This is a genomic window from Aeromonas sp. R4-2 (assembly GCF_040908295.1).
GTDB lineage: Bacteria > Pseudomonadota > Gammaproteobacteria > Enterobacterales > Aeromonadaceae > Aeromonas > Aeromonas veronii.
Map to the genome: position 1 here is coordinate 108,094 of NZ_JBFODL010000010.1, position 9,781 is coordinate 117,874.

At 57.2% G+C, this 9,781-nt stretch carries 9 protein-coding genes and 1 pseudogene; 8 read left to right on the forward strand and 2 right to left on the reverse strand.

The window, feature by feature from the left end; all coding sequences use genetic code 11:
- Positions 1 to 89 precede the first annotated feature (89 nt).
- Both AB5Y99_RS07255 and AB5Y99_RS07260 read right to left on the reverse strand, forming a co-directional pair.
- Complete coding sequence (locus AB5Y99_RS07255) at positions 90 to 752, reverse strand: glutathione S-transferase family protein (RefSeq protein ID WP_005333923.1); 663 nt, start codon at positions 750 to 752, stop codon at positions 90 to 92.
- Between the two features lie 168 nt (positions 753 to 920).
- On the reverse strand, positions 921 to 1,376 hold the full coding sequence (locus AB5Y99_RS07260; RefSeq protein WP_064342011.1) for a hypothetical protein: 456 nt from the start codon (positions 1,374 to 1,376) through the stop codon (positions 921 to 923).
- A gap of 199 nt (positions 1,377 to 1,575) precedes the next feature.
- Between AB5Y99_RS07260 and suhB the strand changes: the two genes are divergently transcribed.
- The 8 genes and pseudogenes from suhB to AB5Y99_RS07300 all read left to right on the forward strand — a co-directional run bounded on the left by suhB (position 1,576) and on the right by AB5Y99_RS07300 (position 9,744).
- Positions 1,576 to 2,379 carry an inositol-1-monophosphatase gene (gene suhB / locus AB5Y99_RS07265; RefSeq protein ID WP_005352992.1) on the forward strand — a complete coding sequence of 268 codons (804 nt, stop codon included), beginning with the start codon at positions 1,576 to 1,578 and terminating at the stop codon, positions 2,377 to 2,379.
- 322 nt (positions 2,380 to 2,701) lie between these two features.
- Entirely contained in the window at positions 2,702 to 3,634 is a 933-nt protein-coding gene (locus tag AB5Y99_RS07270) for a ZIP family metal transporter (protein ID WP_047440409.1), read from the forward strand.
- Positions 3,635 to 3,802: 168 nt separating this feature from the next.
- Positions 3,803 to 4,495, forward strand: a complete 693-nt coding sequence (mtnN, locus tag AB5Y99_RS07275; RefSeq protein WP_040067225.1) for a 5'-methylthioadenosine/S-adenosylhomocysteine nucleosidase — start codon at positions 3,803 to 3,805, stop codon at positions 4,493 to 4,495.
- Positions 4,492 to 5,454, forward strand: a complete 963-nt coding sequence (locus tag AB5Y99_RS07280) for a cobalamin biosynthesis protein (RefSeq protein ID WP_368209238.1) — start codon at positions 4,492 to 4,494, stop codon at positions 5,452 to 5,454. The genes mtnN and AB5Y99_RS07280 overlap by 4 nt, the downstream gene beginning before the upstream one ends.
- Positions 5,447 to 6,292: a cobalamin-binding protein gene (locus AB5Y99_RS07285; protein ID WP_368209240.1), complete on the forward strand. Its 846-nt coding sequence runs from the start codon at positions 5,447 to 5,449 to the stop codon at positions 6,290 to 6,292. The genes AB5Y99_RS07280 and AB5Y99_RS07285 overlap by 8 nt, the downstream gene beginning before the upstream one ends.
- Positions 6,293 to 6,449: 157 nt before the next feature.
- Complete coding sequence (gene pseB, locus AB5Y99_RS07290) at positions 6,450 to 7,454, forward strand: UDP-N-acetylglucosamine 4,6-dehydratase (inverting) (RefSeq protein WP_368209242.1); 1,005 nt, start codon at positions 6,450 to 6,452, stop codon at positions 7,452 to 7,454.
- On the forward strand, positions 7,451 to 8,581 hold the full coding sequence (gene pseC / locus AB5Y99_RS07295; RefSeq protein WP_368209244.1) for a UDP-4-amino-4,6-dideoxy-N-acetyl-beta-L-altrosamine transaminase: 1,131 nt from the start codon (positions 7,451 to 7,453) through the stop codon (positions 8,579 to 8,581). Before pseB ends, pseC begins: the two co-directional genes overlap by 4 nt.
- Positions 8,582 to 8,703: 122 nt before the next feature.
- A pseudogene (locus AB5Y99_RS07300) lies at positions 8,704 to 9,744 on the forward strand (IS481 family transposase).
- Positions 9,745 to 9,781 lie beyond the last annotated feature (37 nt).

A 9,781-nucleotide genomic window follows, 5' to 3' on the forward strand; every position in this document is an offset into this window, starting at 1 on the left:
AGCTCACAGAAAACGAACGAATCTTTATAATCGGCTTGCCTTAGTTTTTCTAATATTACGGGGCTTTACGCCCCGTCTGCAGTTCAAAATCAACGTGTTACCATCTGTTGTGCCTGCTTGATCAGCTCATCCGGCTGCTCTTTGCGCGGTGGTATGGTGATCCCCTTCTGGCAGGCAGGCTTCTCGGCCATCCGATCCATCCAGGCTTGCAGATGGGGCAATCCCTCGATGGAGATGCCGCTCCAGTCATAAATCCGCACCCAGGGCCAGGTGGCGATATCGGCGATGCTGTACTCGTCCGCCAGATATTCGTGATGGGCCAGATGGCTATCGAGCACCTCGAACAGGCGGCGCCCCTCCTTCTGGTAGCGTTCGATGGCGGCGGGGATCTTCTCGGGGAAGTAGCGGTAGAAGACATTGGCCTGCCCCATCATGGGTCCTACCCCGCCCATCTGGAACATCAACCACTGGATGGCCTGAGAGCGGCGCTTGGGATCAGCGGGCAGCAACTTGCCGGCTTTCTCCGCCAGATAGATGAGGATGGCGCCCGATTCAAATACGGCGAAATCGTCGTTATCCCGATCGACGATGGCCGGAATGCGGCCATTGGGATTGATGGCAAGAAACTCGGGCTTCTTCTGATCCAGTGCCGACAAATCGAGGGGAATGACCCGATAGGGCAAACCCAGCTCTTCGAGAGCGATCGCCACTTTGAAACCATTGGGGGTCGCGGCGGTGTAAAAATCGATCATGATTCACTCCTTGTTGGTCATAGCCAGATTGCACAGTTTTAACAGGGTGCAACACCATAGCCGCCTCATCTTGCAACAAGTGACCGGCTCCAGACCATTAAAAAGCGGCGCACCGTAGGCCAAACAAGGCCACGGTGCGCCGCTGGTGCGCTCTGGCGATGGTAGATATTAGTTGATCATGGCAACCGGCTTGCGCTGGCGCAGCATGATCAGGCGGGAAAGCAGCGGGAAGTAGGACTCCAGCTTGCGCAACAGCACCCGGCTGCAGGCAGGCTCGGCCAGCTCCGACTCATCCAGCACGATGCCGTTTGAGACAAAATAGAAACGGGGGTCACGCACATCCGGCCCGCAGACCGTCAGCTCCTTGTCTCCCTTGCGGATCAACAGCGGCAAGACCGGCAAACCGATCGTCTCATCCTCTCCTCGGGCAAATCCGGCATCCTGCCAGGGCGCATCGCCGTCGATCAGCAGGATCGCCGCCTCCGTCTTGGCCGGTTGCCACTGGGCCAGGGGGGTCACGGTGATGTGGGCAAAGTGATCACCATACTCGGGTGATGACCGCAAGATGGCCAACAGTCCCTCGCTGGCCGCTGACACGTTCTGACTCACTAATGACAAATTCATGGTTCACATCCCTATGCTCATGACAGCCTGTATCCGGCTGCTGGGATAAGACTAGCGCAGATCTGGTCTATATTGGAGCCGTCAAATCTGGCAGTGGTAATCAATTGGTCGTAGGGGGATAACAGTTGCCATCGCACAAAATACTGGTATCATACCGCGTCCTTTTATCCCCCGTTCTTTAACATCCAGTGGTGAACCTATGCATCCGATGCTGAATATCGCCGTGCGCGCTGCGCGCAACGCCGGTCAAGTTGTAGTAAAAGCCTTCTCCCAGCCCGAGAACATTGAGGCTATCCAAAAAGGCAGCAATGACTTCGTGACCAACGTTGACCGTGAAGCCGAAGCGGCCATCATTCACACCATCAAAAAATCTTACCCGGAGCACAGCATTGTTGCTGAAGAGTCTGGTGAGATTGCCGGTACCAATCCGGACTACCAATGGATCATTGACCCACTGGATGGCACGACCAACCTGGTCAAAGGCATTCCGCACTTTGCCGTCTCCATCGCCCTGCGCGTGAAAGGCAAAACCGAACAAGCCGTTGTTTACGATCCCATCCGTGACGAACTGTTTACTGCTACTCGTGGTAGCGGCGCCCAGCTGAACGGCTACCGTATCCGTGTCGGCAAAGCCAAAGAGCTGGCTGGCACCGTACTGGCCACAGGTTTCCCCTACAAGCAAAAGCACCACATCGAGTCCTACCTGAAGATGTTCCAGAGCATGTTCATCGAATGTGCCGACATCCGTCGCTCCGGCTCTGCCGCACTGGATCTGGCCTACGTGGCTGCCGGTCGTGTCGACGGTTTCTGGGAAATCGGCCTGAAACCCTGGGACACCGCTGCCGGTGAACTGCTGGCAAAAGAAGCCGGTGCCATCGTCACCGACTTCGTAGGTGGTCACAACTACGAAAACTCCGGCAACATCGTGGTTGCTAACCCGCGCGTCCTGAAAGAGATGCTGGGCAAGATCCGCGAAGAGCTGCCGGAATCCCTGGCGAAATAAGCCAGCCTTCGAGCAGACAGATAACAAAACCGGCGCAAGCCGGTTTTCTTGTATCTGTTATCCGAACACCAAGGCAGACATCTACAGCTGATTTAAAAGAGTTCGCGATGCATCCCCACTTGCCACTCAACATCCACTTCAGCCATTTGCAGACAACCCCTCTTACCCCCCGCCTTTGGCTACCGATAAGAGTTCCCATGTGTTTGCCTGGATAAACTCTTTCCAGATTTTCAGATAGCGGCAATCGCCTTGCAGGCATGGACAAGGGACGGCCAAGTGGATGTAATGCCATTATCCGCTTTGCTCACCTTGAGGCCATGCCATGGACCATCTCTCTGCTCTTCCTCCGTTATCCTGGTCACAGCAACTGCGTAGCCAGATGCAAAGCCGCCCACTCACTGCCCTCGGTCTCTTTATCGCGCTGGCTGCCGTCTTGTTACTGCTGTTGCAGAGTCTCATCATGCTCGCTACCGGAGAGGTGACCAGCGGCGTGCGCTACGGCCTTGTCGGTGGTGCTGCCGGGTTTGCCGCCACCGCCATCGGCGCCCTGCCCGCTCTGTTTCTGCGCTCGGTACCGCAAAAGGTAGAGGACACCATGCTGGGCTTTGCCGCCGGCATGATGCTGGCGGCCAGCGCCTTCTCCCTGCTGCTGCCGGGGCTGGAGGCCGCCGAGGGGATTACCGGCAACGGCTTTAGCGCCGCCGCAGTGGTGGTAGTTGGCATGACCCTCGGGGTGCTGTTAATGCTGGGACTGGATCAGTTCACACCCCACGAGCACGACAAAACCGGCCCCTGCGGCCCCGGCCATGAGAGCTGCTCCCGGGTCTGGCTGTTCGTCTTTGCCATCGCCCTGCACAACCTGCCGGAGGGGATGGCAATCGGGGTCAGCTTCTCGCAGGGGGATATGTCGGTGGGGCTGCCGCTCACCACCGCCATCGCACTGCAGGATATTCCCGAAGGACTGGCGGTAGCGCTGGCCATGTGCGCCGCCGGTTTTCGCCCCTCGGTGGCGGTGCTGGTTGCCATCGCCAGCGGCCTGCTCGAACCGGTTGGCGCCCTGCTCGGAGTGGGGCTCTCCAGCGGCCTTGCCATCGCCTACCCCATCGGACTTGGGCTCGCCGCCGGCGCCATGTTGTTTGTGGTCTCGCACGAGGTGATCCCGGAGACTCACCGCAACGGTCACCAGACCTATGCCACCCTCGGCCTGATGGCAGGCTTTGCCCTGATGATGACCCTCGATACCGCGCTCGGCTAAAGGCCCTCGCCCCGCCTCATCAATGCTTTTTGTCACCTGCGGCGCTCACATATGGAGCGCCGCACTTCATCTCTCCTTTCGCTTGTGCCTCTCGGCGCCGACGCCATCTTTTGTTATGATCTACAGCAACTTAAATTCAGCCACACGGCTATCAAGACGAGGTCAGCAATGAAAGTAGGTATTATCGGCGCCATGGAGCAAGAAGTGGCCCTGCTGCGCAGCCAGATGAGCAACCCCACCACCCTGCAACTGGGCGGCTGCGAGTTCTATCAAGGGATGCTGGCAGGCAAAGAGGTGATCCTGACCCGCTCCGGCATCGGTAAGGTCGCCGCCAGCGTGGCCACCAGCCTGCTGCTGGAAAAATTCGCCCCTGACTGTGTCATCAATACCGGCTCTGCGGGCGGCTTTGCCCAGGACCTGCATATCGGTGATGTGGTGATCGCCAGCGAGATGCGTTTCCACGATGTCGACGTGACCGCCTTTGGTTACGAGATGGGCCAGATGGCACAGCAACCCGCCGCCTTCCCCTGCGACGAGAAACTCATCGCAGTCGCTCAGGATTGCATCGCCGAACAAGGCAAACACCAGACCAAGGTCGGCCTTATCTGCACCGGCGATCAGTTCATGTGCAAACCGGACGCCATCGCCAAGGCTCGCGCTGACTTCCCGCAGATGCTGGCGGTCGAGATGGAAGGTGCCGCCATCGGTCAGGTGTGCCACATGTTCAAAGTGCCCTATCTGGTGGTGCGCGCCATGTCCGATATCGCTGGCAAGGAACAGGTTGAATCCTTCGACGCCTTCATCGAAGTGGCCGGCAAGCACTCCGCCGAAGTGATTATCAAGATGCTCGGCAAGCTGTGAGCGAGACCGGCTCGCTTGATTTGATGGCCGACGCCCTCCTCTCGACGACGGCGGCCATTCTGGTGGGGGCAGCCCTGCTGGAGGCGGTGATCCCGTGGCCATCCCATCTGCGTCTTTCGGCCGTCACGCCACTGCTGACCCGGCTGGGGCACAAGGTACACAGACCCGATGGTTCACCCGGCCAGCAAATGCAGGCCGGCCTGCTGGCGATGCTGGTAGTCTGGCTCCCCTGCGCCGCCGGGCTCTGGTCGCTGCGCAATCTGGCCCTGAGCGAGCCGATCTTCGACCTGCTGTTCCTGCTGCTGATGCTCGAATCCCGTCCACTGCGCGAACTCGCCCATACCACCCGCTCGCTCGCCACCCAGGAGACGCTGCCGCTGGCGAGATTGCAGTCCGCCCCCTGGCTCAAACGGGAAACCGGCAAACTCTCGGCCATGGGGCTCGCCAAAGCGGTGACGGAGAGCTGCGCCCTGCGTCTGGTCGGCCAATGGGCTGGCCCGCTGCTGGGATTTGCCCTGGCTGGCGTACAGGGCGCCCTGCTCTGGCGGCTGGTACAGCTGATGAACCAGAGCTGGAGTCGCAAAGCTCCCGCCTTCGACCACTTTGGTCGCGCCGCCAGCGCCCTCTATCAGGGGCTCAATGCCTCCGTCATTTTGCTGCTGGGGCTGCCACTGCTGGCAAGCCGTCTCAAACAGGCCGCACAGCTGCTGCGCAGTGGCGCGCTCTGGCCCTATCCCGCCATGGGGATGCTGCTCACTCTGCTGGTAGACAAGTGCCGGATCCGTCTTGGCGGCCCCCGCTACTATCAGGGTACCTTGCAACGCTGGTCGATACTTGGCAGCGGTGATGACCCCGACGGTGAGTCACCGCGCAAGGTGCTCAATATTCTACAAGGAATTGGCTGGGGCTGGTTGATGCTGGCGCTGCTTGTCACTGTGGCGGGGTTATTTCATGGTTAGATGGTTGCGATTGCCTATCTGGCTGCCCTGCGTGTTGCTTGCCTGGTTGCCCGCTGCCCTGCAGGCCGCGACCCCAAGCCGGGTGGTAAGTGTGGTGCCCCATCTTACCGAGCTGCTTTATGACATCGGTGCCGGTGACAAGCTGGTCGCCATCGACGATGCCTCCGATTATCCGGCCGTGGTGAAAAACAAGCCCAAGGTGGCCAATTATCGCAGCATCAATGTCGAGGCGCTGCTGGCGCAAAAACCGGACCTGATCCTGGGCTGGCGCTCGGCCCAGTCACGCATGCTGGCCCCGCTAGAGCAACTCGGGATCCCGGTTTTCTACTCTGAGCCTACCGATTTTGCCTCGCTGGCGACCGAGATGCGGGCGCTGGGCAAATTGCTTGGAGTGGAGAAGAGTGCCAACGAAGCCGCCGATCGCTATCTAGCGCGTCTGCATGACCTGCAACAGCGTTATAGCCAGCCAACCGGCGTAAAAGTGTTCTACCAGCTCTGGTACCCTCCACTCACCAGCGTCAGTGGCAATGCCTGGCCGGCTCAGGCCATCGAACTCTGCGGCGGGATCAACGTCATGGCGAATGCCAAGACCCCCTACCCCCAAGTGGACATGGAACAGGTGATAAGAGTCAACCCATCGCTGATCTTGGCAGGGAGTCAAGATCCTGACGCCCTGCGTCACTGGCGAAAATGGCCAAATCTCGACGCGGTGCAGCATCAGCGACTCGATTTGATCAACTCGGATGAGCTGCACCGCTTCACCCCGAGAGCCCTCAATGCGGTGGAGCAGGTTTGCCAAGCTATCCAGCTAAGCTCGCAAAGCACCGGCACATCTTGATAAAGCTTTACTGATGAGAGCCAATCCGAGGTAGTCTGGGTTGCACCAAAACCTTTAAAACTGTTTTTGTGAATGGATCACACTCTTTGCCAAAAAAGCTGGTACTTTATTTGCTAGCATATGATTCATCTACTGTTTTTATGACGAGATGCCCACAATGTTCAACGATAAAACGCTACTGATCACCGGTGGCACCGGCTCGTTTGGCCAACGATTGGTCAAAACAGTACTGGAACGTTATAAACCGAAACGGCTTATCATCTATTCTCGTGACGAACTGAAGCAGTTCGAGATGCAACAGGAGTTTAACGACCCCTGCATGCGCTATTTTATCGGTGATGTAAGAGACGCCAACCGGCTCACTATGGCAATGCGTGGCGTCGATTACGTGGTCCATGCAGCAGCACTGAAACAGGTTCCAGCTGCTGAATACAACCCCATGGAGTGCATTAAAACCAATATCCATGGTGCAGAGAACGTCATCCAGGCCGCGTTGCTCAATCAAGTCAAAAAAGTTATTGCCCTCTCCACTGACAAAGCCGCCAATCCAATCAATCTCTACGGTGCCACCAAACTGGCATCAGACAAACTCTTCGTTGCAGCAAACAACATCGCGGGACAGGATCCCACCCGTTTTGCCGTAGTCCGCTACGGCAACGTGGTCGGTTCTCGCGGCTCTGTCGTCCCCTTCTTCCAAAAGCTGATTGACCAGAATGCGGATGCGTTGCCCATCACCCATGAGGAGATGACGCGTTTCTGGATCACTTTGCAGCAAGGGGTGGATTTCGTACTGGGCAATTTTGGGCGGATGAAGGGAGGGGAAATATTCGTTCCCAAATTGCCATCTGTTCGCATCACAGATTTGGCCAGTGCCATGGCCCCTCACCTGCCACACAAAATCATCGGCATTCGCCCGGGAGAAAAGCTTCACGAAGTAATGTGCCCTGCCGATGACTCTTATCACACCTTTGAGTTTGATGACTTCTTCGTAATTGGCCCAACCATCAACTTCAATAACCGCAACAACGATTTCTCCAAAACTGCGGCAGGCGAGAAGGGAAAGATGGTCGAGCAGGGATTTGAATACAACTCTCGCAGCAACCCTGATTTTTTCTCTATTAAACAGCTGCAGAAGATGAACAAGAGCAAGGTAGCAGAATGATCCCCTACGGCCGTCAATCTATCAGCCAGGCAGATATCGATGCTGTCGTGGAAATTCTCAAGTCCGACTTCCTGACCCAAGGGCCGGTCGTTCCACGCTTCGAGCAAGCGGTTGCCGACTACTGTGGAGCTAAATTTGGGGTGGCGGTCAATTCAGGTACTGCAGCACTCCATATCGCCTGTCTGGCGCTGGGCGTTGGCCCCGGCGACTGGGTCTGGACATCCCCTATCAGCTTCGTGGCATCAGCCAATTGCGCTCTCTATTGCGGTGCACAAGTCGACTTCGTCGACATTGAGCCAGATACCGGCAACATGTGCGCAGTGGAACTAGAGAGGAAGCTGATTACCGCCAAGGCGGAAGGGAAACTACCCAAGGTAGTAATACCGGTGCACTTTGCCGGCCTCCCCTGCGATATGCAGGAGATCCACCGCCTAGGGCAAGAGTATAGCTTTCGGATCATCGAGGATGCCTGTCACGCCCTGGGGGCTCGCTATCACGATGAACCCACCGGCAACGGCCGCTACAGCGACATCACCGTCTTCAGCTTCCACCCGGTGAAGATCATCACCACAGGTGAAGGGGGAATGGCCATGACCAACGACCCTGCGCTTGCCAAGACGATGCGCATGCTCCGTAGCCATGGCATCACCCGTGAACCGGAAGACTTTATCAATGAGCCGGACGGCCCTTGGTACTATGAGCAGCAGATGCTCGGCTTCAACTACCGGATGACCGATATCCAAGCGGCACTAGGGTTGAGCCAGATGGCCAATCTGGAAACCTGGATCCTTAAGCGCGGAGAACTGGCCCGGCACTACTTTGAAGAGCTGGCACCCGAGCAGCTCCTCCGCTACTTCAGCCCAAAGCGCCGCAGCGCCTTTCACCTGTATGTGCACCATGTAGCCACAGAGCAACGCAAAGCCCGATTCCAGCAAGTTCGTGAACAAGGTATAGGTGCTAACGTGCACTATATGCCGATCTACAAACAGCCTTGGCATCAATGCGGGGAACACCTAGCGAAAGCCGAAAAGTTCTATGCCAGTGCCATCACCTTGCCGCTGTTTCCTAAGCTACCGGTCGAGCGACAAGAAGAAATCTGTCGTCTATTGTCTGGTACGGTGGTATAGAGCTAGTTATCGACTGTATGGAGATGGTATTCACCTGACAGTTGCCCACAAAAGGGAGTATTCATACGGCTTCAAACCGGATAACAAAACGGTCCCCCTACCGTGTTATCCGGAGTCACCGTATGACCACCAACGAGAAAGTAGCACGTCGCAAACTCAGCATGCTAGAGCTCGCCAAAGAGCTCAATAACGTCAGCAAAGCCTGCAAACTCATCGGCTACAGCCGTCAGCAGTTCTATGAAATTCGCCGTAACTACCAGACCTATGGCGCCGAGGGATTGCTCGACAAATTGCCCGGGTGTAAAGGGGCTCATCCCAATCGGGCTGCACCCGAGATTGAACAGGCCATCCTCGATTACTCCCTCACCAGGCCTACTCACGGCCCGCTGCGGGTCGCCCAAGAACTGGCTCTGTAAGGTATCAATGTCAGTGCGGGTGGTGTGCGTGGCGTGTGGCAACGTCATGACCTGCTCTCCAAACACGACCGCTTGTTGCGCCTCGAGAAAACCCACCGCGAGCAGACTATTGAGCTCAATGACGAGCAAATTCGCCTGTTAGAACGCTTTAGCCCCGAGTTTCGCGAACGCCAGATTGAGGTCCACTACACCGGAGAACTGGTGGCCGTCGACACCTTCTTCGTCGGCGCGCTCAAGGGAGTTGGTAAGGTGTATCTGCAAACGGTGCTGGACTGCTACAGCCGCCACGCTTGGGGGTGGCTCTACACCAGCAAGCTGCCGGTGACCTCGGTTCATGTGCTCAATGAAACGGTGCTGCCGTTTTTCGAGGCTCACGAGGCACAGGTCTATACCATCCTGTCGGATAACGGGCGCGAGTTCTGTGGGCGCCCTGACCACCATCCCTACGAGCTGTTCCTGCAACTGGAGGGGATTGAGCACCGAACCACCAAGGTGCGCAGGCCGCAGAGCAACGGCTTTATCGAACTGCTGCATTGAACCTTGCTGGATGAACACTTCCGTATCAAGGGAAGGACGACCTGGTATGAGTCGGTAGAGCAGATGCAGACAGACCTGGATAGCTACCTGGAGCACTACAACACCCAGCGGCCACATCAAGGCAGGATGATGGAGGGTCAAACCCCCTACAGCATGTTCAAGAAGGGTCTGAAATTGATACCGAAGGAAGTGCGCACTAAAGTAGCGTAAACAAGACACCGGTTTGAGGCCGGTGTCAGGTGATAAC